Origin of the sequence: Arthrobacter dokdonellae, from assembly GCF_003268655.1 — a bacterium.
In the GTDB taxonomy this organism is placed as follows: Bacteria; Actinomycetota; Actinomycetes; order Actinomycetales; family Micrococcaceae; genus Specibacter; species Specibacter dokdonellae.
This window is the reverse complement of the sequence record NZ_CP029642.1, coordinates 1,870,795-1,895,452: the sequence shown is the minus strand read 5'-3', so window position 1 is coordinate 1,895,452 and position 24,658 is coordinate 1,870,795. Positions and strand designations below refer to the sequence as shown.

Annotated in this window: 24 protein-coding genes; 3 read left to right on the top strand and 21 right to left on the bottom strand. The window is 68.3% G+C overall.

All coding sequences use genetic code 11. The annotated features are described in order from the left end of the window. Positions 1 to 50 precede the first annotated feature (50 nt). From DMB86_RS08440 to DMB86_RS08395, 10 genes are all read right to left on the bottom strand, one after another. Entirely contained in the window at positions 51 to 1,742 is a 1,692-nt protein-coding gene (locus DMB86_RS08440) for a ribonuclease J (RefSeq protein WP_113717382.1), read from the bottom strand. Positions 1,743 to 1,744: 2 nt separating this feature from the next. Beyond that, positions 1,745 to 2,650 carry a 4-hydroxy-tetrahydrodipicolinate synthase gene (gene dapA, locus DMB86_RS08435; protein ID WP_113717381.1) on the bottom strand — a complete coding sequence of 302 codons (906 nt, stop codon included), beginning with the start codon at positions 2,648 to 2,650 and terminating at the stop codon, positions 1,745 to 1,747. Positions 2,651 to 2,729: 79 nt separating this feature from the next. Further along, positions 2,730 to 3,539, bottom strand: coding sequence for an alpha/beta fold hydrolase (locus DMB86_RS08430; RefSeq protein ID WP_113717380.1), 810 nt, complete (start codon positions 3,537 to 3,539; stop codon positions 2,730 to 2,732). 106 nt (positions 3,540 to 3,645) lie between these two features. Further along, entirely contained in the window at positions 3,646 to 4,092 is a 447-nt protein-coding gene (locus DMB86_RS08425; RefSeq protein WP_113719427.1) for a hypothetical protein, read from the bottom strand. A 34-nt stretch (positions 4,093 to 4,126) separates the two neighbouring features. Next, positions 4,127 to 4,885 (bottom strand): 4-hydroxy-tetrahydrodipicolinate reductase, encoded by a 759-nt coding sequence (gene dapB, locus DMB86_RS08420; RefSeq protein ID WP_113717379.1) that lies wholly within the window; start codon positions 4,883 to 4,885, stop codon positions 4,127 to 4,129. A 10-nt stretch (positions 4,886 to 4,895) separates the two neighbouring features. Then, entirely contained in the window at positions 4,896 to 5,411 is a 516-nt protein-coding gene (locus DMB86_RS08415) for a molybdenum cofactor biosynthesis protein MoaE (protein ID WP_113717378.1), read from the bottom strand. Continuing rightward, positions 5,401 to 5,901 (bottom strand): MogA/MoaB family molybdenum cofactor biosynthesis protein, encoded by a 501-nt coding sequence (locus DMB86_RS08410; protein WP_113717377.1) that lies wholly within the window; start codon positions 5,899 to 5,901, stop codon positions 5,401 to 5,403. Before DMB86_RS08410 ends, DMB86_RS08415 begins: the two co-directional genes overlap by 11 nt. Beyond that, positions 5,898 to 6,425, bottom strand: coding sequence for a cyclic pyranopterin monophosphate synthase MoaC (gene moaC / locus DMB86_RS08405; protein ID WP_113717376.1), 528 nt, complete (start codon positions 6,423 to 6,425; stop codon positions 5,898 to 5,900). The genes DMB86_RS08410 and moaC overlap by 4 nt, the downstream gene beginning before the upstream one ends. Beyond that, positions 6,413 to 7,690, bottom strand: a complete 1,278-nt coding sequence (locus tag DMB86_RS08400; protein ID WP_113717375.1) for a molybdopterin molybdotransferase MoeA — start codon at positions 7,688 to 7,690, stop codon at positions 6,413 to 6,415. Before DMB86_RS08400 ends, moaC begins: the two co-directional genes overlap by 13 nt. 110 nt (positions 7,691 to 7,800) lie before the next feature. Then, positions 7,801 to 9,456 carry a molybdopterin-dependent oxidoreductase gene (locus DMB86_RS08395; protein WP_113717374.1) on the bottom strand — a complete coding sequence of 552 codons (1,656 nt, stop codon included), beginning with the start codon at positions 9,454 to 9,456 and terminating at the stop codon, positions 7,801 to 7,803. 113 nt (positions 9,457 to 9,569) lie between these two features. Here DMB86_RS08395 and moaA point away from each other — a divergent pair, with 113 nt between their 5' ends. Both moaA and DMB86_RS08385 read left to right on the top strand, forming a co-directional pair. Then, positions 9,570 to 10,685, top strand: a complete 1,116-nt coding sequence (gene moaA, locus DMB86_RS08390; protein WP_113717373.1) for a GTP 3',8-cyclase MoaA — start codon at positions 9,570 to 9,572, stop codon at positions 10,683 to 10,685. A gap of 2 nt (positions 10,686 to 10,687) precedes the next feature. Beyond that, positions 10,688 to 10,969: a MoaD/ThiS family protein gene (locus tag DMB86_RS08385; protein WP_113717372.1), complete on the top strand. Its 282-nt coding sequence runs from the start codon at positions 10,688 to 10,690 to the stop codon at positions 10,967 to 10,969. Between the two features lie 77 nt (positions 10,970 to 11,046). On the opposite strand, the gene DMB86_RS08380 is transcribed toward DMB86_RS08385, so the two are convergent. The 10 genes from DMB86_RS08380 to truB form a co-directional block, all read right to left on the bottom strand. Next, positions 11,047 to 13,110: an HNH endonuclease gene (locus DMB86_RS08380; RefSeq protein ID WP_129545501.1), complete on the bottom strand. Its 2,064-nt coding sequence runs from the start codon at positions 13,108 to 13,110 to the stop codon at positions 11,047 to 11,049. A gap of 455 nt (positions 13,111 to 13,565) precedes the next feature. Continuing rightward, positions 13,566 to 14,276, bottom strand: coding sequence for an MBL fold metallo-hydrolase (locus DMB86_RS08375; protein WP_171814425.1), 711 nt, complete (start codon positions 14,274 to 14,276; stop codon positions 13,566 to 13,568). Between the two features lie 29 nt (positions 14,277 to 14,305). Continuing rightward, positions 14,306 to 15,664 carry a M16 family metallopeptidase gene (locus tag DMB86_RS08370; RefSeq protein ID WP_113717369.1) on the bottom strand — a complete coding sequence of 453 codons (1,359 nt, stop codon included), beginning with the start codon at positions 15,662 to 15,664 and terminating at the stop codon, positions 14,306 to 14,308. A 3-nt stretch (positions 15,665 to 15,667) separates the two neighbouring features. Then, entirely contained in the window at positions 15,668 to 17,905 is a 2,238-nt protein-coding gene (locus tag DMB86_RS08365; RefSeq protein WP_113717368.1) for a polyribonucleotide nucleotidyltransferase, read from the bottom strand. A gap of 309 nt (positions 17,906 to 18,214) precedes the next feature. After that, positions 18,215 to 18,484, bottom strand: a complete 270-nt coding sequence (rpsO, locus tag DMB86_RS08360; RefSeq protein WP_113719426.1) for a 30S ribosomal protein S15 — start codon at positions 18,482 to 18,484, stop codon at positions 18,215 to 18,217. 162 nt (positions 18,485 to 18,646) lie between these two features. Further along, a complete protein-coding gene (locus DMB86_RS08355) occupies positions 18,647 to 19,591 on the bottom strand; it encodes a bifunctional riboflavin kinase/FAD synthetase (RefSeq protein WP_113717367.1) in 945 nt (314 codons plus the stop codon). A 58-nt stretch (positions 19,592 to 19,649) separates the two neighbouring features. Next, positions 19,650 to 20,816 carry a GNAT family N-acetyltransferase gene (locus DMB86_RS08350; RefSeq protein WP_113717366.1) on the bottom strand — a complete coding sequence of 389 codons (1,167 nt, stop codon included), beginning with the start codon at positions 20,814 to 20,816 and terminating at the stop codon, positions 19,650 to 19,652. Beyond that, positions 20,813 to 21,256: a hypothetical protein gene (locus DMB86_RS08345; RefSeq protein ID WP_113717365.1), complete on the bottom strand. Its 444-nt coding sequence runs from the start codon at positions 21,254 to 21,256 to the stop codon at positions 20,813 to 20,815. The genes DMB86_RS08350 and DMB86_RS08345 overlap by 4 nt, the downstream gene beginning before the upstream one ends. Further along, positions 21,253 to 21,657, bottom strand: a complete 405-nt coding sequence (locus DMB86_RS08340; protein ID WP_418202310.1) for a hypothetical protein — start codon at positions 21,655 to 21,657, stop codon at positions 21,253 to 21,255. Before DMB86_RS08340 ends, DMB86_RS08345 begins: the two co-directional genes overlap by 4 nt. Then, positions 21,654 to 22,598, bottom strand: coding sequence for a tRNA pseudouridine(55) synthase TruB (gene truB / locus DMB86_RS08335; protein WP_227878671.1), 945 nt, complete (start codon positions 22,596 to 22,598; stop codon positions 21,654 to 21,656). The genes DMB86_RS08340 and truB overlap by 4 nt, the downstream gene beginning before the upstream one ends. 249 nt (positions 22,599 to 22,847) lie before the next feature. Here truB and DMB86_RS08330 point away from each other — a divergent pair, with 249 nt between their 5' ends. Beyond that, positions 22,848 to 24,026, top strand: a complete 1,179-nt coding sequence (locus DMB86_RS08330) for a ScyD/ScyE family protein (protein ID WP_171814424.1) — start codon at positions 22,848 to 22,850, stop codon at positions 24,024 to 24,026. A gap of 101 nt (positions 24,027 to 24,127) precedes the next feature. Here the strand turns inward: DMB86_RS08330 and rbfA are convergent, their stop codons facing one another. Beyond that, positions 24,128 to 24,562: a 30S ribosome-binding factor RbfA gene (rbfA, locus tag DMB86_RS08325; RefSeq protein WP_113717362.1), complete on the bottom strand. Its 435-nt coding sequence runs from the start codon at positions 24,560 to 24,562 to the stop codon at positions 24,128 to 24,130. Positions 24,563 to 24,658: the final 96 nt, after the last annotated feature.

The following is a 24,658-nucleotide window of genomic DNA, read 5'->3' as shown; positions in this document are numbered from 1 at the left end:
TTTGGCGCAACTTTCCGCGGATTTCGGCTTCCAACGGCCGCGGTGGCGGGCTATGCCTCCAGGACCACGGGAATGATCATGGGGCGGCGGCGGAGCCTGCGGTTGACCCAGGTGCCGATCACCCGGCGCACCACCTGCTGGAGCTGGTGAGTGGTGTGGTCGGTGCTGGCCGTCACCGCTTCCTCGAGGGCCGCGGCGATCTGGGGCTTGATCTCGTCAAAGACGGAGTCTTCCTCGGCCACGCCGCGGGCGTGGATGTCCGGGCCGGAAACAATCTTGCCGGTGGAACGGTTGACCACGGTGATGATCGAAATGAAGCCTTCGTCGCCGAGGATGCGCCGGTCCTTGAGGTCCTCATCCGTGATTTCGCCCACGCTCTGCCCGTCCACGTACACGAAGCCACACTCCACCTGGCCGGTGATCCGCGCCCGCCCCTCGGCTAGGTCGATCACTGCGCCGTCGCCGGTCAGCAGCACGTTCGACGCCGGGACCCCTGACGACTGCGCGATCTTGCCGTTGGCGATCAGGTGGCGGGTTTCCCCGTGCACGGGCATGACATTCCTGGGCTGCAGGATGTTGTAGCAGTAGAGCAGTTCGCCTGCGGCCGCATGGCCGGAGACGTGCACCTTGGCGGTGCCCTTGTGGATGACGTCCGCGCCAAGCTTGAGCAGGCCGTTGATGATGCGGAACACGGCGTTTTCGTTGCCCGGAATCAGCGAGGAGGCGAGGATCACGGTGTCGCCCTGGCCGACGGCGATCTTGTGGTCGCCGTTGGCCATGCGGGACAGCGCGGCCATGGGTTCTCCCTGGGATCCGGTGGACATCAGGACCACCTTGTTGTCCGGCAGGGCGCCCACGTTCTTCAGGTCCACGAGGACGTCGGCCGGCACGTTCAGGTAGCCCAGCTTCGCGGCGATGCCCATGTTGCGCACCATGGAGCGGCCCACGAACGCCACCTTGCGCCCATGCAGCACGGCGGCGTTGAGCACCTGCTGGACGCGGTGGACGTGGGAGGAAAAGCTGGCGACGATGATGCGCTTGTCGGCCTTGCCGAACATGGCCTCCAAGGTGGGTCCGATCTCGGCCTCGCTGGTCGTGAAGCCGGGGACGTCGGCGTTGGTCGAGTCCACCAGGAACAGGTCAACGCCCTCCTCGCCCAGGCGGGCAAAGTGGCGCAGGTCGGTGCGCCGCCCGTCCAACGGCAGCTGGTCCATCTTGAAGTCGCCGGTGTGCAGGACGTTGCCGCCCGCGGTGCGGATGAACACGGCCAAGGCGTCCGGGATGGAATGGTTGACGGCCACAAATTCACACTGGAACGGGCCCAGGTCCTCCACCTGGCCCTCGGTGACGGTCAGCGTCCACGGCTTGATGCGGTGTTCGGCGAGCTTGGCCTCGACGAGCGCCAGCGTCAGCTGCGAACCGATCAGCGGGATGTCGCTGCGCAGGCGCAGGAGGTAGGGAACCGCGCCGATGTGGTCCTCGTGGCCGTGCGTGAGGACCAGGCCCACCACGTCCGCAAGCCGGTGCTCAAGGTAGGAAAAGTCCGGCAGGATCAGGTCGACGCCGGGCTGGTCCTCTTCGGGGAAGAGCACCCCGCAGTCCACGATGAGCAGCTTGCCGCCTATTTCAAAGACGGTCATGTTCCGACCGATCTCGCCAATGCCGCCGAGCGGAACAATCCGCAGCGTGTCGGCCGGCAATGGTGGCGGAGTGCGCAGCCCCGGCTCGGTCATTTGGGTCATGGCTACAATTCCATTCCAGCTTCCGCGAGGTCAGCCTTGATCAGGGCGATGTCGGCCTCGCCGGGCTCCACGAGGGGAAGCCGGACCACCGAGTTGGACAGGATGCCCTGCCACTTGAGAATCTGCTTGACGGCAACCGCGCCCTGCACATGGCCCATGGTGGCCCGCACCACCGGGTCCAGCTCAAAGTGCAGGCGGCGGGCCGTGGTGAAGTCGCCTGCGGCCGCGGCGTCGATGAGGGCGCGGAACTTTTGCGGCGCCACGTGGGCGCTCACACTGACCAGTCCGACGGCGCCGGCGGCCATGAGCGGCAGCGTCAGTCCGTCGTCGCCCGAGTAGACGTCAAGGTCGGTGTTGGCCAGCACGCGGGTGGTGGCGCTGAAGTCCGCCTTGGCGTCCTTGAGGGCGGTGATGCGAGGGTGGTCGGCCAGCTTGATGATGGTCTCGGTGGCGATGGGAACGCCCGCCCGGCCCGGGATGTCATAGAGCATGACGGGGAGTTCAGTGGAGTCGGCAATCGCCTCAAAGTGGGCCTGGATGCCGGCCTGGCTGGGCTTGTTGTAGTACGGGGTCACGATCAGCAGGCCGTGGACGCCCAGGGCTGCGGCGCGCCGGGACAGGTTGATGGAGTGGCGGGTGTCATTGGTGCCGGTGCCGGCGATGACGCGGGCCCGGTCCCCCACGGCGTCCAGGACGGCCTGGAACATGCCAAGGTTTTCCTCGTCCGTCAGGGTGGAGGTCTCGCCCGTGGTGCCGGTGACCAGGATGCCGTCGCAGCCGCCGTCGACCAGCTTGGTGGCCAGGCCCGCTGCCTGCTTGTAGTCCACGGCCCCGTCGGCGGTGAAGGGGGTGACCATGGCTGGCACCAGCGTTCCGAAGGGGCGGGTGGCAATATCAGACTCAGACATGGATAAAACGTTACCTGCTCGGCGGCCGTTTCGTTCAACGTGCGCCACTTCGTGGACGGCCGCCCTGCGCCTTTCCGCGTCAGCGGTTGGCCGCGGCGCGCGCCTCCTGCAGGAACGGCAGCCATGCGTCGAGGATTGGCTGCGCCGGGAAGAGCGTGCTGCCGTGGTTCCGCCCGGGGAGTTCCACCACCCGGGCGTTGGGCATGAGTTCAGCCGCGCGCCGGGAGTCGGCCAGCCGGTCCCGGTCGGCCGTGCCGGCCAGCAGCAGTCCGGGCAGCTCCAGCGCGGCGACGGCGGATTCGGCGATGGCGGGCTCGGCCTCGGTCTGGCGGAAGTAGGCCTGCAATGCGTGCGCATCATTGGCGAGGAACGCCGCCCTGGTCTGCGGATCCAGCGGTGCGCCGATCCTCGCCTCCCAGCCCGCGACGAAGGCGGGCATCCCGCCGGAGCCGAGTGCGGCGTCGTACTCCGGGAAGAACAGCTTCCCCACACTGCCGGGCTGGATCCGGAAGGTGCCGCCGAGCGTGGTGAGGGACAGCAGGCGTTCCGGAGCGGCCACGGCGAGCGAGAAGCCGACGCGGGAGCCCACCGAATAGCCGCCAAAGTGGGCCTGCGGTGCATCCGCGGCATCCAGCACGGCCAGGGCGTCTGCCACCAGAACGTCCATCGCGTAGGCCGGCTGCGTGTGCGGCTTGCCGGAGCGGCCGTGCCCGCGCAGATCCATGGTGATGACCCGGTGGTTCCCGCGCAGCGCCTTGGTGTAGCCGAAACCGCGCCAGATGGCGCGGCTGAGGGCGCTGCCGTGGATCAGGAGGATGGGATCCCCCTCCCCCACCACGTCATAGGAAAGTTCGACGCCGTCATCCGGGTTGTGTGTGCTGCTCACCATCGTCTTCCCGCTCCTATCAATCTATGTTGCAGTTGTTGCCCTAAATTTGCCTAAATTTGCCGAGAAACCGCTTTCCGAGTGCAACTTGTCCAACACAGAATGTGGTTCAGCCGGCGCGGTACATGCCCACGGCGTCGCGCATGGCCTTGCGGGCACGCTTGCGGTCTCCGGCGGCGTCGTACGCGCAAGAGAGCCGGAACCAGGAACGCCAGTCGTCCGGGGCCGACTCGGCCTCCAGCCTGTACTTTTCAAATTCCGCGTCGGCGGCCTCCCTGATGATGCGGCCGCCGGGGGTGCGCGGAAGGTTGTCCACCGGCAGGCCGCCCTCGGACTCGAGAATGTTGGCCAGCTTCTCCGTGCGGGCTCCGAAAAGCACCTCACTGATGAGCGCCCAGGCGGCCACGAGCGGGACGAGGAAATAGGCGGCGCCCATGACCTTGGCCTGCCATTCCGGGGAAACAAACATCAACGTGAACGAGCGCTGGACCATGACCACCAGGTAGAACACCAGCAGCAGGCAGATCAGCGCAACCCAGATCTTGGTCTTGGACATGCGCAGCCCGGATCCCTCTGTCTTCGCCACGGATTCAGCCTTCAAGGTCAAGGTAGCCGTCGAGGCCCACGGTCAGGCCCGGGCGGGTGCCCACGGTGCGCACGCCCAGCAGCACGCCGGGCATGAAGGAAGCATGGTTGAAGGAGTCGTGGCGGATGGTCAGCGCCTCCCCCGGGCTGCCCAGCAGCACCTCCTGGTGCGCCACGAGTCCGGCGAGGCGGACGCTGTGGACGGGGACGCCGTCCACAGACGTGCCGCGGGCGCCGTCGAGCTCCGTTTCGGTGGCGTCGGGCGCTGCCGGGACGCCGGCGTCGGAGCGGGCCTTGGCGACGAGCTGGGCCGTGCGCAGCGCGGTGCCGGAGGGCGCGTCCACCTTGCGCGGGTGATGCAGTTCGATGATTTCCACCGACTCGAAGTATTTGGCGGCCTTGGCGGCAAAGTGGGTCGCCAGCACCGAGCCCAGGGCGAAGTTGGGGGCTATCAGCACGCCCGTTTCGGGGTGTTCCGCCAGCAGGTCCCGCAGGGCGGCAAGGCGGCCGGCGTCCCAGCCGGTGGTGCCCACCACGGCGTGGATTCCGTGTTCGACGGCGAAGCGGACGTTGGCCTCGGTGGAACTGGGAACGGTCAGGTCAACAACCACCTGCGCGCCCTTTTCCACCAGAAGGTCGAGCGGATCGGTGCGGCCCAGGGCCGCCACCAGCTCCATCCCGGCGGCCCCTTCGACGGCCGCAACGGCGGCGGTTCCCATTCGTCCCTTGGCACCGAGCACGGCCACCTTCAGCATTTCACTCATGCTTTTAAGACTACTGGCTTTCACGCCCCGGATTGTCCGCGGCATTCATGGACGGGTCCGGAGCCGCGCCGCCGGGAAGCGCGCCGGCGCCCACCCATTCGGCGGTTCCGTCGGTGAAGAACTGCTCCTTCCAAATGGGCACCTCGGCCTTGATGCGCTCCACCAGCTCCGAACATACGGCGAAGGCCTCGGCCCGGTGTGAGGACGCGACGGCTGCGACCAGGGCGGGCTCGCCTATCCCCAGGGGCCCCACGCGATGTGCCACCCAGACACGCACGGGGTGCCCGTCCGGATCCGCGGCACCCTCCACCACGGAGGCCACCACGGAATCCAACACGCCCCGGGCGAGCGGATGGGCACTGTAGGACAGCCGCGCAACCTCTTTTCCGCCGTCGTGGTTGCGGACGACGCCGCTAAAGCTCACCACGGCCCCGGCGGTCTCCGATTCCACGGCGGCGATCGCGGCGTCCACGGAGATCGGCCCGGCACTCAGCAGCGCGGCCACCACCTCGACGTTAGTGTCCATGGCCGCCGGCGACCTGCTCGCAGATGTGCCTGATAAGGGGGTCCAGCACGGCCAGTCCGTCCATGACGCCGGAGGGCGAGCCGGGCAGGTTGACCACGAATGTCCGCCCGGCCAAACCCGCGTGCCCGCGGCTGAGCACGGCCATGGGCGTCTTGGCGAGGCCGGCGGCGCGGATGGCCTCCATGATGCCGGGAACCTCGCGGTCCAGCACGGGCAGGGTCATTTCCGGGGTTTCGTCGGTGGGGCTCAGCCCGGTGCCGCCGCTGGTGATCACGACGGCGGGATGCCGCCCCAGCAGGGCGCTGAGGGCGGCGCCGACAGGCGCGCCGTCGGGGACCACCACCGGTTCGCCGGTCTCGAAGCCGTGCTCCCGGAGCCAGCCGGTGATGATGGGCCCGGTCTTGTCGGGGTAGACGCCCAGGGCCGCGCGGGTGGAGGCGATGACCACCCCGGCCGCGCCCGGGCCGGCACCGGATTCGCAGCCGTTCATGCGCCGGCTCCCGCCGGGGCGCCGGACGCGGGGTCCATTGTCCAGTCCCCGCTCTTGCCGCCGGACTTGGCCAGCACCTGAATGCCGGAGATGACGGCGTGCTTGTCCACGGCCTTGACCATGTCGTAGACGCTCAATGCCGCGATGGACACGGCCGTCAGGGCTTCCATCTCCACGCCCGTGACGCCGCGTGTCTTGACCGTGGCCGTGATGGTAACGGCGGTGGCACCCAGGCCAAAGTCAACCGTGACCTTGGATAGTGGCAGCGGGTGGCACAGGGGAATGAGATCCGGCGTCCTTTTGGCGCCCATGATCCCGGCCACGCGCGCCACGGCCAGGGCGTCGCCCTTGGGCAGCTCGCCGGCGCCCAGCAGGGTCATGACCTCGGCCGTGGTGTGGACCGTACCGGCGGCCGTGGCCTCGCGCACGGTGACCGCCTTGGCGGAGACGTCCACCATTTGGGCAGTGCCGTCCCGGCGCAGATGGGTTAATTCAGGGGGCTGCGTGTTGTTCACAACAGCCATACTTCCACTTTTGACCCGGCGTGCAATTCCGTCACGCCCGCGGGGACGTGGATGAGGGCGTTGGCCTGGGCCAGCGGCCCTAAAAGGTGCGACGCCGGGCCGCCAACCTCGCGCACGGAGGCTGCCGATTCGTATCCGGGCCCTTCGTAGATGCCCCTGCGGACCTGGTGCTTTCCCTCCGGCGAGCTGAGCGGGTGGCCCAAGGCCGCCAGCACCCGCGGGCGTGGCGTGGGGACGCCCAGCAGTTCAGTCAGCGCGGGGCGAAGGAACAGTTCAAAGGAGACCACGCCGCTGACGGGATTGCCGGGGAAGCCGATGAACGGCACGCCACGGTAGGTGCCCAGCGCCTGCGGACCGCCGGGCTGCAGCGCCACGGAGAAAAAGTCCACCTCGAAGCCGGACAACGCCTGCTTCACCACTTCAAAGGCACCGGCGCTGATGCCTCCCGTGGACACGACCAGATCCACGGTGTCCACGTACTCGTCCAGCACCATCAGGAGTGCGTGCGGCTCGTCCCTCACCACGGGGGCCAGCACCACCTCAACTCCGGCCTGCTGCAGGTTGGCGCGCAGCAGAGCCATGTTGGCGTCGAAAATCATGCCTTCCGGCAGCCCGTCAGCCGCCCGGGGGTCTCCGGGCAGCAGGACCTCGTCCCCCGTCGTGACCAGGAGCACCCGGACCCGCGGGTTGACCGTCAGTGAGCTGCAGCCCAGGGCGGAGGCGAGCCCGATGTGTGCGGCGTTCAGCAGCGCACCGCCGGGAATGGCCAGGGCTCCGGCGGCCAGGTCGCTTCCCCTGGCGCGGACAAAGGTGCCCGGGGCGGTGGCGGGAAGTTCCACCGTGCCGCCCTCCTCGGGGAAGTGTGCGGGGTTTGCCTTCTCCACCGGAACCACTGCGTTGGCGCCCGGCGGCAGCATGGCCCCCGTCATGATGGGCGCGGCCATGCCCTCCTGCAATGGCGGCGGCACGCTGCCGGCGGGGATTGCCGCGGCGACGCGGTAAACGGTTGATTTTATGGAATCAACGTCTTTGGATTGTTTTTCGGCGTCGTTCACCCGGACGGCAAAGCCGTCCATTTGGGAGTTGGCGAACGGTGGCAGGTCGAGGGGCGCCGACAGCGCCGCGGCCAGCACGCGCCCCGGCGCGTCGGCCAACGGGACCCGGGTTCCGGCGTCGTGCAGCACGGCGGTCCCTTTCCCGCCTTTCCAGGCATGGGCCAGGACCTCGAGCACGGCCTTTTGATGCTCGGTGACTGTTCTTCGCATCGGTTTTCCTCCAGGAGCAACGCACTGCGGACTTTAAGCCCATCCTAGGCGAGGCACCCCGCGACGGCGGCGACCGGCGCGTGCCTGTTGGCCGGTGCCGCGGCCCACGTCTATGCGGCGTTGAACTCGACCGTATGCCAGCCGGTGGCGCCGTCCGGCGCCGGCGGTGCCACGTCCCCGGTCTGCACGGCGCCGGTCCCGTCCACGGCGCGCACTTTAAGCTGGTGCTTGCCGGGCGTGAGGGTGAGGGGCGCCTGCCATTGGACCCAGGTGTCCTTGTTCAGCGCGGCCGCCAGCGAGGCACTTTGCCAGGGGCCGCCGTCGAGCTGGACCTGCACGCCCGCAATGCCGCGCTGGGGCGCCCACGCCACCCCGGCCGCCGTGAACCGTCCGGCCGCAGGATTCGCGCCGGAGCGCGGGACGTCGATGCGCGACGCCGTCTTGATGGGCCCGCGCGCGCTCCACCCCAGCGGCGTCCAGTACCCCTGGTCGGCGGCGAAGGTGGTGACCTTCAGTTCAGACAGCCATTTCGTGGCCGACACATAGCCGTAGAGGCCTGGCACAATGAGCCTGGCCGGATAGCCGTGCACCAGGGGAAGCGGCGCGCCGTCCATGCCCACCGCGATCATGGCGTTCCGGCCGTCCGTGAGCGCCTCGAGGGGTGTCCCGGCCGTGAAGCCGTCCGTGCTGCGGGAGAGCACCATGTCCGCCCCGGGCTTGACGCCGGCCTCCGCCAGAAGCTCACGCACCGGCCAGCCCAGCCAGCGCGCGTTGCCCACCAGGTCCCCGCCGACGTCGTTGGACACGCAGCCAATGGTCACATAGCGCTCCACGAGCGGCTTGGCCAAGAGTTGGGCAAAGGTCAGCGAGACCTCACGCTCCACCATGCCGTTGACTGTGAGCTTCCAGGTGTCCGAGTTCACGGCCGGGACCACCAGCGCCGTGTCGATGCGGTAAAAGTTGGTCGGGTCCGTGACGAGCGGGGTGATGCCGGCAATGTCCAGAACGGCCGCCGCCGGGACCTGCGGTGCGGGCTTGAGGGCACGGGGAAGGGTGACCTTGGCCCGCAGGTCCGCCACCACCACCGAGGCCCGGCGCAGCATGACCGCCGCACCCCCCGCAAGCAGCGCCACGGCTGCCCCGGCCCCCATGTAGCCCAGGAAGGTGCGGCGGGTGGCGTTCCGTGCTGCGAGGGCCGCGGAGGGTGCCGCGGACGCTGCCGGGGGCATTGCCGGGGGCATTGCTGAGAGCATTGCCGGGGAAGACACGGAAGCCGTGGATGGGGCACGTAGGCGGCGGCCGGCGTCGTACTCCGCCTTCAACTCCGCAGCCAGGCCGGGCTGGAGGAACCTGCCGCGCACCCACGCGAGCAGCGCCATTGACAGCCCGCCAGCGAGCACGGGGGCCACGAACGCTACGCCGGAAGCGTCCGGGCGGGAGGCGACCGCCACGATGCCGGCCAGGCCGAACAGCGCGATGAGGGCAAGGCCAACGCCGCGCCGGGCTTGCTCAAGCAGCCCCGCGGCCGCAGCCAGCACGGCCATGACCACCACCATGGTGACCAAAAAGACGGTCTTGTCGGAGGTGCCGAAAAGGTGGATGGCCCACTCCTTCATGCCTCCGGGGAGGGCTCCGATGACGCCCTGACCCACTGCGCTCACCGGCGACGCCGACGGGCTGACGACGGCGGCAACAAGTTCGCCGACCGCCACGCCCACGCCGGTGCACACCACCCCGGCCAAACCCCAGTACCCACGTGCCTGCATGGCATCCTTTCCGTTCGCCGAAACCACGGCGACCCCATGTCACAATTCTAGATTCGCGGTCGGGACAAAGCGCCGCCGGGTCCCAGACGGCGCCGATGGCGTAGCGTGGAGGCATGGACACTGGACGCGTAACACTGGGCATGCCGGCGGTACCTGCGGGCGCCACCGGGCCGGCGGCCGTGTCTGCGCGGCCGGCATTGGAGGGTCTCCTGGACCAGTTCGGCCGGGTTGCCACGGACATGCGCCTGTCGCTGACGGACAAGTGCAACCTTCGCTGCCGGTACTGCATGCCGGAAGCAGGGCTGGAATGGCTAAAGAAATCCAAGCTGCTCACAGCTGGCGAAATTGTGCGGCTGGTGGGCCTGGGCGTAGACCGCCTGGGGGTCCGCGAGCTGCGGCTGACCGGCGGCGAGCCCTTGGTGCGGGCCGACCTCGTGGACATCGTTGCCGCCCTGCGCCGGAACCACCCCGCACTGCCCATCTCGCTCACCACGAACGCCGTGGGGCTGGCCGGCAAGGCGCAGGCCCTGGCCGATGCCGGGCTGACGCGGCTGAACGTCTCCATGGACACGCTGCACCACGACGCCTTCCTGCAGCTGACACGCCGCCCGTTCCTCGACCAGGTGCTGGCCGGGATCGAGGCCGCCGACGCCGCGGGCCTGCGCCCCCTCAAGGTCAACGCCGTGCTCATGCGGGGCGTCAACGACGACCACGCCGCGGAGCTGCTGGGCTGGTGCCTGGCGCGCGGCTACGAGCTCCGGTTCATCGAACAGATGCCGCTCGACGCCGACCACGGCTGGACGCGCAGCGGCATGATCACAGCCGCCGAGATCCGCGAGCTGCTGGGCCGCGACTTTGTGCTCTCCCCCGATCCCCGCTTGCGTGATGGCGCCCCCGCCGAACGCTTTGAGGTCAGGGACCGCGGCTCCGACGAACTGCTGGGCACCGTGGGCGTCATTGCCTCCGTCACCGAGCCGTTTTGCACCGACTGCCGCCGCACGCGAATCACGGCCGAAGGCAAAGTGATGAGCTGCCTGTTCTCCCGCACCGAAGTGGACCTGCTGGCGCTCTTGCGTGCCGGCACTTCCCCGGACGACGACGATGCCGTCGCCGCCCGCTGGCAGGACGCCATGTGGGCCAAGCCGAAAGCCCACGGCATGGGCCACCCCGGCCTGGGCGACGCGGACTTTGTGCAGCCGGATCGCAGCATGAGCGCCATAGGAGGCTGAGAATGGACGTACGGTTTTTTGCCGCCGCAGCGGCGGCCACGGGCGTTGAGTGGCAGGTAGTGGAACTTGCCTCCGTGGCCGGCTCGGCCCCGTTCACGCTGGGCGACCTAGCCAAGCTCCTGATGGAGTCCTTTCCAGTGTCCGCCTCGTCGAGCACGCCTCCGCTTCCTGAGCTGCTGACGCGCTGCAGCTTCCTGGTCAATGAGGTCTCCCAGCGGAACCTGGCGGCCGTCCTGGCACCGGACGACGTGATCGACGTCCTGCCGCCGTTCGCCGGAGGATAACCGACTTTCGCTGTTGGCGGGAAGTTGGTCGGGCCCGACGTTGGACGGGACCTGCCGCTGGTGGTCGGTTTCTGTGGTCAGCAGCGTTGGGGGCGTTGCCTGCGTGTGGGTCCGGGCAGTGGCGGGGCGGTGGAGATGTAGCAGTGTCCGGTGGGTGTGGTGACGGTGGTTTCCGGCGCGGCTGTGCCGTTGGAACTGGTGGTGCTGGTCCAGCCGGGTGCTTCCTTGGCCTGGTTGCAGGCGCGGCACATGCCCTGGCCGTTGGTGATGCTGGTGTGCCCGCCTGCGGCCCAGGACTTGATGTGGTCGTAGTCGCGGATCGGTGCGTCGCAGTACGGGGTGGCGCAGGTTTGGTCGCGCAGGCGCAGGAATTCCTTCATGCCTTCCGGGAACAGCCTGCCCCTGGAGTCCATGGCCAGCAACGCGTTGGTTTCCGGGTGGGTGAAGAGGCGCTTGATCCACACCGTGGGCGAAAACGCCGCCGCGCGGCCCGGGGGCCGGCCGTCCGCCCCGCCGCTTTCCACCCGGTCGCTTTCCCCGCCGGCGACGGCACCGTCGCCGGTGTCGGCGTCGCTGCCGCTGTTCATGCTGCCGGAGTCGGTGTTGGTGGGCGTGCCGTAGATCATGGCGCGGGCTGCCGGTGCGGGGATGGGTTCGTGGCCCACGAGCAGGGCGGGGTCGCTGGCGCCGTCGAAGAGGGCGCGGTCGGTCATGATGAGTTCCAGGGCGATGTCGGGCTCGGTCACGGTGGTGCACAGCCACGCCCGGCCCGGGCGGCTGCCTTCGCCCGCCCAGTCCGCCGTCCAGTCCGCCGTCCAGTCCGCGGGCCAGCCGGAGGTGCCCGCGGGGTTGTCGGAACTGGCGGTGCTGGCGGTGTCTTGGTTGCCGCCGGTGCCGGGGTCGTCTGTGTTGTGGGTGCAGGGGGTGTGGCGGGTGAGGCGGTGGAGGAGGGTGTCGGCCATGAGTTGGCCCTTGCCGCGTTCGTCTCCGGCGGCCTTGGCGCTGTCGGCGATCTTGGTCAGGAGGTTGTAGGCCCGCACGCCCTGGCGCAGCGGGACCAGGGCGCTGAGCAGGGTCATCCCGTCGGCGGCCGGGCGCAGGGAGACGTTGCGTTCGGATTCGGCCCGGGCGAAGCGTTTGGCGACGGCGGCCGGGTCCAGGGCCAGGGCGGCGTTTTTCGCCGCGGCGGCCAGTTCCCGGCTGCCCATTGTGGCGAGTTTTTCCTGGTCCGCGCACACGAGCGCGTCGACGCGGGCCCGGTCCCCGGCGGAGAGGCAGGCGGTCTCCCGGGCCAGGATCCGGGCCCGGTACTCGCTGAGGATCCCGGCGGAGAACGCGTTCATGGTGTGCGGCATTTCGCGCACCACCACGTGCGCGAGCCCGCACAGCATCCGTCCCCGGGACGCGGACTCGTGCCGGGCAAGGCCCACCTGTTCCGCGACGCCCTTGCCCAGTTTCTCCCGGGGCACCCCGGACCTGGCCTGGAGCAGGCGCTGCTGGGCAACAAAAACGGCCTGGGCCTGGGCCTGCGCCGCGGCCGCCGCGTTCTTCACTTCCTCCAAACGGGCCATCACCTCCACCAACGCGGCAGGATCCACCCTGTCCACCACGCCAGCATCAAAACCCGCCGCGACGGCCCCCGGGGTGTCCGTGGTCCCGGCAGGGTTTCCAGTGTTGCCGCCGAGGGTGCCGCCCAGGGCCAGGACGACCTCGGTGGCCGCGGCGGCCTGGGCCTGGGCCTTCGTGGCGGTTCCCCGGGCGGTGGAGACGAACTGGGCCAGGTCCGCCAGGTTCCCCGCCGCGGCCCCGGCCCGGACCTGCTGCTCCAGCCGCTCGGCGCCCTCCACCGCGCGGCGGCGGGCATCACCGGCGAGTTCATGGGCCAGGGCCGCATCCAACTGCGCCAGCACCACCGCATCAAACACCCCCGCACACTGCTCGAGCAGGAGCCCGGCCGTGGACAACAGCACCGCACACCCCGCACCCGAGGACACCGACGCCGTGACAGGCGCCACGGATCCATGACCAGCCAAGGCCCCGGCACCCGCCAGGGGCACCGGAGCCGGCGGAACGGCAGCGGGGGACGCGGCGGCAGGCGCCCCGGTGTCCGTCCCCTGCTCCACCCACTCCGGTGCCGCCACCCTGCCCACCCGCCCTTCCAGTCCCTGGAGGAATCATGGCGAATATATATTCGTCAAGAGTCTGAAATTCCCTGATCCTTTACTACCTTCATTCTATGGTCAGGTACCGGCATCCAGGCGGGAAACAAGCCGCGAACGGCACATCTGTGGACAACTATTTTCGGCGCAACATCATCGTCGACCAAGGCCCAAAACCCCTAAAACCCCCGACAACCCGTGACAGGCTCAATCAGCGGCGACGGGCTCAATCAGCGGCGCCCTACCCTAGATTTCGACGGGCACCATCGCCGGGACCAGGGTCTCGACGTCCTCACAGGGCCCGGTGCTCGACCACCAGGTATCGACGACAGGCCCGACCACCGACAAGCTCAGTCACCAGGTATCGATGTCAGGCTCAATCACCGACAGGCGCGATCACCGGCGGGCGACTTGCCGGGCGAGGAAAACTGCCTCGGTTATGGGCATGCCAAGGCCTTTCCGTGCCCTGGCAGGATGTTTGTGGCGGCGCAGGCCAACAGCCGGTCCAAGGCGCGGCCGGCCATGGCACCGTCATGGTCAAACATGGGATGCAGCCGCTGCGGCCCGGTGACAGTGGACAGCGGATGCCCGGTGACGAGGGCGTCTCCCGTGGCCAGGCAGCCGGACGGTAGCAGGAAGGAGGTGTGGCCAGGCGTGTGTCCGGCGGTGTCAATGGCCTGGGGTGCCCCGGGCAGCCCGGCGAGGACATCGTTGGTAAAGACGCCGGACGCAGGTACGCAGGTCGGTCGCGCGCCGCCGGCTGCGAGGATGTGGCGGGCCCACCGGAAGACGCGGGGCCGCCAGGCCTTCCCCAGGACTTGCCGCGGGGAGACCTGGTTCTTCTCGCGCCCGATCATCTGGCCGTGTTCCGCTGCTCCACTGAGGACGGGAATGTGGAATTCTTCCGTCAGCATGCGGGCGGCACCCGTGTGGTCCACGTGGCCGTGGGTGACGAGCAGCGCCGCCATGTTCCGCGGTTCAAGCCCCAGCTGCCGGATGGACTTCACAAAGTCACCGACATCGCCAGGATAGCCGGAATCGATGACGGAAAATTCCCTCCCGTCGCGAAGGATGATCCAGTTGGACGCCGGACCCTCAATGAAAAACACGCCGTCGGCACATTCCAGCGGCGCGGCGGTGCTGTCCAAACCGGATTCCTTCGGGGCTCGGCCACCGGCTACAGGCCGAAGGTCTCGGATTCCTCAAACGGCCCAACCACTGTCACGGTGCGCGGGGCCGCGACGAGTTCGCCTGCCAGTTCCCGCACTTGTTGGGTCGTGACTGCGCGGATGCGGTCGAGAGTCGCGTCAATGTCCAGGAATTCACCGGTGACCAGTTCGGCCCGGCCCAGCCGCGACATGCGCGAGCCGGTGTCTTCGAGTGCCAAGACAATGCCGCCGGACATCTGGCCCAGTGCCTTGGCAAGCTCGGCCTCCGTGATGCCGTCCACCGCGAGCTTCTCCAGTTCGGCGGTCAACAGCCCGATGACTTGGCCCACTTTCTGTGGCGAGCAGCCGGCGTACATGCCAAAGTAGCCGGCGTCGGCATAGGAGGAGGCGAAGGAATACGTCGAGTAGACCAGGCCCCGCTTTTCGCGGATCTCCTGGAACAGGCGCGAGGACATCCCGCCGCCAAGGACGGAGTTCAACACGCTCATGACGTAGCGGCGGGGGTCGGTGGCTGTCAGCGACGGACAGCCCAGGATGATGTTGGCCTGCTCCACCTGGCGCTTGATCACGTGCAGTCCGGCGGTGCCGGCAATGGCAACCGGTGCGGAGTCGCGGCGCGGGGCCGGGGCAACGCCGTCGTCCAAGGACCAGCCTGCGGTGCGCAGGGCCGAGAGGACGTGATCGCAGACGGCGTCGTGGTCCAGGCCGCCGGCAGCGGTGATGACGAGGGTCTCGGGCCGGTAGTGCTTGCGGTAGTGGGCCCAGACGGAATCGCGGGGCACAGCTTTAATGGCCTCCGGCGTGCCGCCGATGGGGCGTCCCAGGGCGTGGCGGCCCATGACGGCCTCAACAAACTTTTCGTGGGCGACGTCGGTGGGGTCGTCGCTGTCCATGGCGATTTCTTCCAGGATGACGTCGCGTTCCTGCTCCAGCTCGGCCGGGTCCAGCACGGCGGAGGTGACCATGTCGGCGATGACGTCGATGGCCATGGGGAGGTCGGTGTCCAGCACGCGTGCGTAGTAGCAGGTGCTTTCCTTGGCCGTGGCCGCGTTGGACTCCCCGCCCACCTCGTCAAAGGCGGAAGCGATTTCCAACGCGGTCCGGCGCAGGGTGCCCTTGAACAGCAGGTGTTCAAGGAAGTGGGTCGCGCCGTGTTGGCCCTCGGTTTCATCCCGGGAGCCAACACCGACCCAAAAACCAATTGTCGCGCTTCGCTGCCCCGGCATGGACTCGGTCAGGACCCGCACTCCCCCGGGCAGGACGGAACGGCGCACTGCTGCGCCGCCCGCCGTGCCCGAGATGAGCGAGGAACCTGAATCTGCCAGCCCGTCGGCGGCGGAGGTCAGCGGCAAAAGGGTGATTGCCATGAATTATTCAGCAACGCCTTCGGAAACTGCTTCTTCGGCGTGCTCTTCCTCGGCGACAACCGGGGAAAGGGACAGCTTGCCGCGGTCGTCGATCTTGGTGATCTCCACCTGGATCTTCTGACCGACGGACACAACGTCGTCAACGTTGTCAACGCGCTTGCCACCTGAGAGCTTGCGCAGCTCGGAGATGTGCAGCAGGCCATCCTTGCCCGGCGTGAGCGAAATGAACGCGCCGAACGTGGTGGTCTTGACAACGGTTCCCAGGTAACGCTCACCGATTTCCGGAACCTGCGGGTTCGCGATGGCGTTGATCGCTGAACGGGCGGCGTCCGCTGAGGGGCCGTTCGTTGCACCGATGTAAACCGTGCCGTCATCTTCAATGGAGATGTCGGCGCCGGTGTCTTCCTGGATCTGGTTGATCATCTTGCCCTTCGGCCCGATGACCTCGCCGATCTTGTCAACGGGGATCTTGACCGCGATGACGCGGGGCGCGAACTCGGAGAGCTCGTCCGGGACGTCGATGGCGGCGTTCAAGACGCTCAGGATGTGCAGGCGCGCCTCGCGGGCCTGCTTCAGTGCCGCTGCCAAAACGGAGGCCGGGATGCCGTCGAGCTTCGTGTCCAGCTGGATGGCCGTGACGAACTCCGACGTGCCCGCAACCTTGAAGTCCATGTCGCCGAAGGCATCTTCCGCGCCAAGGATGTCGGTCAGGGCCGCGTAGCGGGTCTGACCGTCCACCTGGTCGGAGACCAGGCCCATGGCGATGCCGGCAACCGGTGCCTTCAGGGGCACACCGGCGTTGAGCAGCGACAGCGTCGATGCACACACGGAACCCATGGAGGTGGAGCCGTTGGAGCCAAGGGCCTCGGAGACCTGGCGGATCGCGTAGGGGAATTCCTCACGCGAGGGCAGTACGGGCACGAGCGCCCGCTCGGCCAGGGCGCCGTGCCCGATTTCGCGGCGCTTGGGCGAGCCCACGCGGCCGGTTTCACCGGTGGAGTACGGCGGGAAGTTGTAGTTGTGCATGTAGCGCTTGCGCGTCACCGGCGACAGGGAGTCGATCTGCTGTTCCATCTTGAGCATGTTCAGCGTGGTGACACCCATGATCTGGGTCTCGCCGCGTTCGAAGATGGCGGAGCCGTGCACGCGCGGCAGGACCTCGACCTCGGCGGTGAGCTGGCGAATGTCCGTCAGGCCGCGCCCGTCGATGCGGACCTGCTCGGTCAGGATGCGCTGGCGGATGACCTGCTTGGTCACGGAACGGAAAGCCGCGGACAGCTCCTTTTCGCGGCCTTCGAAGTCGCCGGCCAGGGCCGCAACGGTCTCGTCCTTCAAGGCGTCGGAAGCGGCGTCGCGCTCCTGCTTGTCGGCAATGGAGAACACCTTGGCCAGCTTGTCGGAGGCTGCGCCCTCGACGGCGGCGTAGGCGTCCTCTTCGTAGTCCAGGAAAACCGGGAACTCGACGGTGGGCTTGGCGGCGCGTGCCGCCAGGTCGGCCTGGGCGTCGCAGAGGGCCTTGATGAACGGCTTGGCGGCCTCGAGGCCCTCGGCCACAACCTCTTCGGTGGGGGCCTGGTGGCCCTGTTCCTTGATGAGGTTCCAGGAGTTGTCAGTGGCTTCGGCTTCCACCATCATGATGGCTACATCGTCACCGGCGACGCGGCCGGCCACCACCATGTTGAACACGGCGTTTTCCAGCTCGGAGTGCTTGGGGAAGGCGACCCACTGGGCGCCGTTGCCGTCGTCGACCAGGGCCACGCGGACGCCGCCGATGGGGCCGGAGAACGGCAGGCCCGACAGCTGGGTGGACATCGACGAGGCGTTGATGGCCACGACGTCGTAGAGCACGTCCGGGTTGATCGCCAGGATGGTGACGACGATCTGGACCTCGTTGCGCAGGCCCTTCTTGAAGGCGGGGCGCAGCGGGCGGTCCATGAGGCGGCAGGCCAGGATGGCGTCCGTGGACGGGCGGCCTTCACGGCGGAAGAAGCTGCCCGGGATGCGGCCGGCGGCGTACATGCGCTCTTCCACATCGACGGTCAGCGGGAAAAAGTCAAAGCCTTCACGCGGGTGCTTGCCGGCCGTGGTGGCTGAAAGCATGACGGTGTCTTCGTCGATGTAGACCATCGCGGAGCCCGCTGCCTGCTGGGCAAGGCGGCCGGTCTCAAAGCGGACCACGCGCTTGCCATAACGGCCGTTGTCAATGACGGCCTCTGCGTACTGAATCTCGGGACCCTCCATGGAGAGTCACCTCCATTTCCTTGTAGGTGTTCATAAACACTCGCACCGCAGAAAGTCTCGCTCCGCCTGCCGAGGCGGCCCACCGGATCATGCTGTGGGTACCTGTACAACACCCGGTCTTCGATCGAGGTCCACGGGCGCCCCGCGGGGCCGTTCCCGGAGACCACTACCGAGGACCGCGAATGCGCGGCGGACGGTGAGGTTCCGTGGGTCAAGCTGCGCTCCGGCACGCGGATGTGTGCCGGCTCGCGTCAATACTGTGAAGGCGGCCTTCCCCGCAGCACGGGGAAGGCCGCCTTTCACACCATGCTAGCGGCGCAGGCCGAGGCGCTCGATGAGCGTACGGTAGCGCGTGATGTCGGTGTCCTTCAGGTAGCCGAGCAGGCGACGACGGCGGCCGACCAGGCCCATGAGGCCACGGCGGGTGTGGTGGTCGTGCTTGTGCATCTTCAGGTGTTCGGTCAGGTCGGAAATGCGTCGTGAGAGCATCGCGATCTGGACCTCAGGCGAACCAGTGTCACCTTCGCTGGTTGCAAATGCCTGCATGATTTCTTGCTTCAAAGCGGCTTCAAGTGCCACAAATAACTCCTTGAGATGTGCCGTGAACGTGGTGTCACCGTGCGCCGGGAGTCCCGTCAAACACAGCAGAATCCAGCCACCACGGACTGCAGCCGGACCCAATCCCCTAGTTTACGGCAGAAGCAGGCGTTAAGTCGAAGTGGCCGTGCGGCGGAAGGCCCGTCAGGCCTGCAGAATTTCCAGGCTCTGCTCCACGTCGTGGTGCATCTGCTCGATCAGCGCCTCGGGGCCGGTGTAGGCCACCATGCCGCGCAGCCGCCGGACAAACTCCACCACCACCCGTTGGCCGTACAGGTCAAACGCCTCGACGGGCTCTTCCGGACGGCCAATGACAAAGGCCTCCACCTGCCGGCTGACGCCCACGAAAGTGGGGTTTGAGCCCACCGAAATCGCGGCCCGCCAGCGGTGGCCGTGCTCGTCCCTGAGCCAGCCGGCGTAGACGCCGTCGGCCGGGATGATGCCGCACGCGTCCGGGGAGAGGTTCGCCGTCGGGAAGCCCAGGGCGCGCCCGCGCGCCGCCCCGTGCACCACCTCCCCGCTCATGCTGTGCGGGCGGCCCAGAACCTCCGCGGCCGTGTCCACGTCCCCCTTGGCCAGCGCCTCCCGCACCCAGGTGGAGGACCATCGGCGGTCGTGCCCTTCGTCATCGACAGGCACGACGTCGAACCCTAGTTCGCGTCCGAGCGCCACCATGGTTGCCAGGTCGCCGGCGTTGTCCCGGCCGAAGCGGACGTCGTGGCCCACCACCACGGCGCAGGCCCCGAGGGTGTCGACGAAGACGTTGCGGACGAATTCCTCCGGAGTCTGCCGGGCGAACTCCAGTGTGTAGGGTGCCACCAGCACGCCGTCCATGCCCTGCTGCTCCATGGCGGCCAGCTTGTCCGCCAGTCCCATGATCTGCGGCGGAGCGGACTGCGGGCGGTGCACCAGCGCCGGGTGCGGGTGGAAGGTCAAGGCCACGGCCAGCCCGCCGCGGCGCACGGCCTCCGCCTTCACCTGGCCCAGCACCTGCTGGTGTCCGCGGTGCAGCCCGTCAAAGTTCCCCAGCGCAACCACGCTGGGACCCAATCCCTGCGGAACCTGCTCCAGTGAGTTCCAAATGTGCACTACGTATCCTCTTGCTTGTGGCGTGCCGGCAAGCTGCCCGCGGGCAGACTTTTCAAGGTTACCGCCTGGCGGCGGGCGGTCCGTCCCACGGGGACTGCGGCCTGCCCGGATCGGTCGCGGCCAGGGTCAGAATCCACCGGTCCGCCGGCGTGCCGCGGTCGTTGAACTGGCCGCGGACCTGGCCCTCGAGGGTGAAGCCCAGCTTCCAGGCCAGCTTGCGGCTGCCCCAGTTCGGCACCATGGCCGACCAGTGCAGAAAGCTGAGGTTGAGCTGGTTGAACGCATAGTCCGCCAGCAGCCGCACAGCGCTCTCCGCCGCGCCGGTGCCCCGGGCGTGCTCGCCGAAGTTGATGCCGACGGCGGCCGCACCGGGGTGCTTGCACTGCAGGTCGACGGTGCCCAGGAGGCGGTCCGTGCCGGGATCCGCCACCGCAAACGTCAGCGTCTTCCCACTGCGCCAGCCCTCGGGGGTGATGGTGTTGATGAAGTGCGCGGCGTGCGCGGGTGTGTAGCCGAGCGGGACGGTGGTCCAGCGGACGGCCTCGGCGTTGGAGCAGTTGGCCACCAGCTGTTCGGCATCCGAATCCTGCAGTTCCCGCAACAGCACGGATCCGTCGGTCAGGCGGGGCACCACGGGTTGCAGCTGGAGTTCCTTCGCCGCTTCCCGCACCAGCACCCAGCCGTCGGCGATGGCGCCGTCGACGTGCCCGCCGCCAGGGATCTCCGCAACGAACCGGAAGCCGCACCGTTCCGCCAAGGCCCGGCTGGCGTGGTTGCCCGCCGTGGTGTGCCAGTGCAGCACGGTGAGCCCCAGCGTGCCAAAGGCGTGGTCACAGGCCAGTTCCACGGCGCGGCGGCCACTCCCCCGGCCGCGGCCGGCGGCCAGCAGCTTGATGCCGACGGAGGCGGCGCCGCCGCCGGGCGTGCGGTTCACGTTTTGCAGGCTCAGCGTGCCGACGACGCATGCGCCGGCGTCGAGCTGTTCAACAATGGCAAATCGCAGCAGCGAGCCGTTGTCCCAGCCCTCGGCAACGGGTCCCTCGATCAACTGGCGCGCGCGTTCCACGGTCATCCCGGCGTCGGACCCGGCCCACTTCACGTTGAGGGCGTCGTGGTGGATGGCGGCAAAGACGGCAGCGTCGGCCGCCGTGAAGCGCCGCAGGGAGGTCGGGCCGCTGCCCAACGGCAGTGCCGGCGTCGTACGTTCCATGGCGGGTGCGCTCACGCGGCTGCCGCCGCGCGGTGCCGGTAGAGCCACCAGAGGCCCACCAGCGGCAGCACCAGCGGCACGTAGCCGTAGCCCTGGCCGAACAGGCTCCACACGGTGGCATGCGGGAACGCGCGGGCATCAAAGACGCTCAGCAGGCCCACCACCAGCACGCCGGCCAGCTCAATGCAGATCGCCACCGCGGCGGTCACGGCCCACCTGTGGCCTGCGCGGGCCAGGGAGACGGTGGCCACGATGTACACTGCGGCCGCGAAGGCTGAGAGGAGGTAGGCCACCGGGGCGTCGTTGAAGCTGGTGGCAATCTGAAAGCCGGCCCGGGCGCTGGCGGAGATGGCGAAAATGCCGTACACGGTGATCAGGAGGCGCCCGGCGCCCGTGGTCCGTCCCGGTGCGGGTGCTTCCGGGACGTTGCCGGCATTGCTTGTTTTGTTCTTCATTGTCCAATTCCAGGTTGCAGGTGCTGTGCGGCAGGCCCCAGGCCGTACCAAATCTGTGCCATGCGGGCCATCATGACCACCACCGTCACGCCCACCGCCCCCATGACGTAGTTCGACCAAAACGTCCGTTCCATCATGGCCCAGTAAAAGCCGGCCACGGGCAGGGCCGCCGCGGTGAACATGTAGCCCCAGAACTCCCAGCCGGCGCCCGTCAGGTGTTCGCCGGTGGTCAGGCGGACCAGGGAGGCCGCCGCGTAGACAATGATGAAAAGTTCGACGGCGGCCAGCGAGAGCAGGGTGATGTCGTTGGGTTTTTTCTTCATCACCGCCGCGGTGACGCACATGATGGTTGAGGCCAGGCCCACCACCAGGCCTGCGTAAAACCAGCCGTCCACTGTCACTGCGCGGCCTCCTTCGGCCCGGACAGCCCGGGTCCGGGGTCCGGGGGGAAGACCAGGACGGGTTTGGCGTGCCTGCCAACGTCGGCCAGCAGTGCCGTGAGCGTGCCGTCGGGGGCGAACGCGGCGGCAGGATTGGCGGCCGTGTGCAGGCCGTCCGGGCTGGCGGGGATGCGGCGGCCGAAGGAGAGCTCCGCGGCCTCTTCCGCCGTCAGTTCGCGCACGGGCATGAGCGCGCGGGCGGCGTCGGCGATGTCGAGGATGTCCAGCTTTTCGGCCAGCTGTTCCAGCGTGCGGGCCTGGGCGATGGAGTACGGGCCCACGCTGGTGCGCCGCAGCGCCGTCAGGTGGCCGCCCACGGCCAGCCCGGCGCCGAGGTCGCGGGCCAGGGCGCGGATATAGGTGCCGGAGGAGCACTCGACCGTGGCGTCCACGTCGATGTATCCGGCCTGGGGGCCGTTTTCATGCTCTCCGCGGCGGATGGCATGTATGTCGAAGGAATGGATGGTCACGGGGCGCGCCGCCAGCTGCACGTCCTCCCCTGACCGCACGCGGGCGTAGGCCCGTTCACCGTTGACCTTGATGGCGCTGACGCTGCTGGGCACCTGGCTGATGGGCCCGGTCAGCGTCGCGATGCCGGCGCGGATGGCGGCGTCGGTGACCGCCGCCGTCGTCGCCGTGTGGGTGGGCTCGCCCTCGGCGTCGTCCGTGACGGTGGAGACGCCGAGCCGGATCGTGGCGTCGTACGTCTTGGTGGTGCCGACGATGTAGGTCAGCAGCCGGGTGGCCTTGTTGACGCCCACCACCAGGACGCCCGTGGCCATGGGGTCCAGCGTGCCGGCGTGGCCCACTTTCCGGGTCCCCGCAAGCCTTCGCATCCGGCCAACCACGTCATGGCTGGTCCATCCCTGCGGTTTGTCAACGATTACCAGTCCAGAAAGCACGCTTTGAAGTATATCGGCCGGAAAACAAATGCTTGACGCTGTGACGTTCATCACATAAGCTGGGTCGACGCGTCCGGCCCCGCCCGGACGGCGTCTTGTGGAGAGTTGATGCTGGGGCAACATCCAGTTCACCGGGCCGGCAACGGCCACGCGTGTCTGGCCCGTTGCCGCACGGCCACCGACTGCGGAGGACGGGTCCCCCTTCATCGCTCCGCCCGTCATCACCGGGCCTTCCCACAAGGGAACATCATGAGGAAAAGTTTCGCGGCCATTGCGGCCGCCTGCACCGTTGCACTGGCCCTGACGGCCGCGCCGGCACAAGCCCATCCGGGCAATCCGCCGTCCACCGGGACCACCCACCACACCCAGTCGTTCAAGCACTTCCAGCCTTTCTGGCACACCCATCCGGCCAAGCCCGGCAAGCACCAGCTGCCCAAGGAAGCCGTCACCGTGGCCTCCGGACTTGCCGGGCCGATGAAGGCCGCCTTTGGGGCCAAGGGCGGATATCTGGTGGCAGAGGGGTTCAGCGCCCAGCTTACGGCCGTTTCGGCCAAGGGAGCCAAGACCGTACTGGTCAGCGAGGCCGGGCAGGAAATCGGCGGGGTGTCGTACGCCCATGGCACCACCTACTACTTTAACAACGACACGGACCCCGAGGCTGAGGAAGGCTCGGTGCTGCTCCCGTCCCGCCTCATGAGCATGGACAGCCGCGGGAAGATGCGGCAAATGGCCGATCTGTCCGAGTTCGAGGGAGCACACAACCCCGACGGCAGGACCGTCTACGGCGTCCGTGACGTTTCGGCGGCGTGCCTGGCCCAGGCTCCCGCGCTCCGGCACACCGGCGAGGTGTTCTCACACCCGTACTCTTCGGCTCCGGGCAATGGCGGCGTGTATGTCGGTGACGCAGGTGCCAACAACATCACGTTCGTCTCCACCAGCGGAAAGGTGCGGCTCGTCAAGCAGCTTCCACCCGAGCCGGTCAAGATCGACGCGGCGGTTGCGGCCTCCGTGGCAGAAATGGGCATCGACATTCCCGCCTGCATGATGGGGCACACCTACTTTGCCGAACCGGTACCCACCGCCGTCTCCCTCAGCGGCGGCTGGCTCTACTACACTGTTCTGCCGGGCGTGCCCGGGATGGATCTCGCGGCCGGCAAGGCCTACCGGATGAACTTGCACAGCGGAAAGACCCAGCTGCTGGCCTCCGGACTGTCCGGGCCCACCGGGATCGCCGTTGACGGGCAAAACCGCGTGTACGTGGCCGAGCTGTTCGGCCCGGGCGTCAGCGTCATCAAGAACGGCAAGGCCACCGTGGTGCTGCCGGCCATGATGGCGTCCGACGTCGCCATCAGCGGCAACACACTCCTGGCAGCCACTGCGGCGCTGGCTGAGACCGGCGGAAACCTGGTGACCCTGCGGTTGCGCTAGCGGCGGCAGCAGTGTCTCCGTCCTCGAGAGACAACCCCCAAGTACGACGGCGGCCGGCCGCCCTTTTCGCGAAGGGTGACCGGCCGCCGTCGTGCTTGGGACTATGCGTCCTGGTCCTCTTCGTCCTTCTTGTACGGGTCCGCGTCCCCGGCGAACTCGGCGTTGGCGGAGAGTTCGGCCAGCTTGGCGTCGCGTTCCTTGGCCACGCGGAGCAGGGCTTCCAGGTTGGAGGCGTTGACGGGGATTTCATCCGCCACGAACTCAAGGGTGGGCGTCAGGCGGACGGTGATGTTCCTCCCCACCTCGGCGCGGAGCACGCCCTTGGCGCGCTCCAGACCCGTCTTGGCGTCGGACTGGGCCGTCTCGTCGCCAAGGACCGTGTAGTAGACGGTGGCGTGCTGGAGGTCGTTGGTGACGCGGGCGTCGGTGACGGTGATGCCTTCGACGCGCGGGTCCTTGACCCGGCTGCGGAGGCCTTCGGCCACGACGACCTTGATGCGCTGGGCCAGTTTGGCAGCGCGGGCTGAATCAGCCATGGTGTTCTCCTTGTCGGCGAATTCTTGTGGGGGAAGGCAAAGCCGGCCGGACGCCCGGGAGGGGCGCCCGGCCGGCTTTGCTGAGGCGTTTGGCCG

What these genes read in the sequence shown, in the direction of transcription:
- DMB86_RS08440 (WP_113717382.1), bottom strand. Translation starts at nt 1,742, where the DNA reads ATGACCCAAATGACCGAGCCGGGGCTGCGCACTCCGCCACCATTGCCG.
- dapA (WP_113717381.1), bottom strand. Translation starts at nt 2,650, where the DNA reads ATGTCTGAGTCTGATATTGCCACCCGCCCCTTCGGAACGCTGGTGCCA.
- DMB86_RS08430 (WP_113717380.1), bottom strand. Translation starts at nt 3,539, where the DNA reads ATGGTGAGCAGCACACACAACCCGGATGACGGCGTCGAACTTTCCTAT.
- DMB86_RS08425 (WP_113719427.1), bottom strand. Translation starts at nt 4,092, where the DNA reads ATGTCCAAGACCAAGATCTGGGTTGCGCTGATCTGCCTGCTGCTGGTG.
- dapB (WP_113717379.1), bottom strand. Translation starts at nt 4,885, where the DNA reads ATGAGTGAAATGCTGAAGGTGGCCGTGCTCGGTGCCAAGGGACGAATG.
- DMB86_RS08415 (WP_113717378.1), bottom strand. Translation starts at nt 5,411, where the DNA reads ATGGACACTAACGTCGAGGTGGTGGCCGCGCTGCTGAGTGCCGGGCCG.
- DMB86_RS08410 (WP_113717377.1), bottom strand. Translation starts at nt 5,901, where the DNA reads ATGAACGGCTGCGAATCCGGTGCCGGCCCGGGCGCGGCCGGGGTGGTC.
- moaC (WP_113717376.1), bottom strand. Translation starts at nt 6,425, where the DNA reads ATGGCTGTTGTGAACAACACGCAGCCCCCTGAATTAACCCATCTGCGC.
- DMB86_RS08400 (WP_113717375.1), bottom strand. Translation starts at nt 7,690, where the DNA reads ATGCGAAGAACAGTCACCGAGCATCAAAAGGCCGTGCTCGAGGTCCTG.
- DMB86_RS08395 (WP_113717374.1), bottom strand. Translation starts at nt 9,456, where the DNA reads ATGCAGGCACGTGGGTACTGGGGTTTGGCCGGGGTGGTGTGCACCGGC.
- moaA (WP_113717373.1), top strand. Translation starts at nt 9,570, where the DNA reads ATGGACACTGGACGCGTAACACTGGGCATGCCGGCGGTACCTGCGGGC.
- DMB86_RS08385 (WP_113717372.1), top strand. Translation starts at nt 10,688, where the DNA reads ATGGACGTACGGTTTTTTGCCGCCGCAGCGGCGGCCACGGGCGTTGAG.
- DMB86_RS08370 (WP_113717369.1), bottom strand. Translation starts at nt 15,664, where the DNA reads ATGGCAATCACCCTTTTGCCGCTGACCTCCGCCGCCGACGGGCTGGCA.
- DMB86_RS08365 (WP_113717368.1), bottom strand. Translation starts at nt 17,905, where the DNA reads ATGGAGGGTCCCGAGATTCAGTACGCAGAGGCCGTCATTGACAACGGC.
- DMB86_RS08345 (WP_113717365.1), bottom strand. Translation starts at nt 21,256, where the DNA reads ATGAAGAACAAAACAAGCAATGCCGGCAACGTCCCGGAAGCACCCGCA.
- DMB86_RS08330 (WP_171814424.1), top strand. Translation starts at nt 22,848, where the DNA reads ATGAGGAAAAGTTTCGCGGCCATTGCGGCCGCCTGCACCGTTGCACTG.
- rbfA (WP_113717362.1), bottom strand. Translation starts at nt 24,562, where the DNA reads ATGGCTGATTCAGCCCGCGCTGCCAAACTGGCCCAGCGCATCAAGGTC.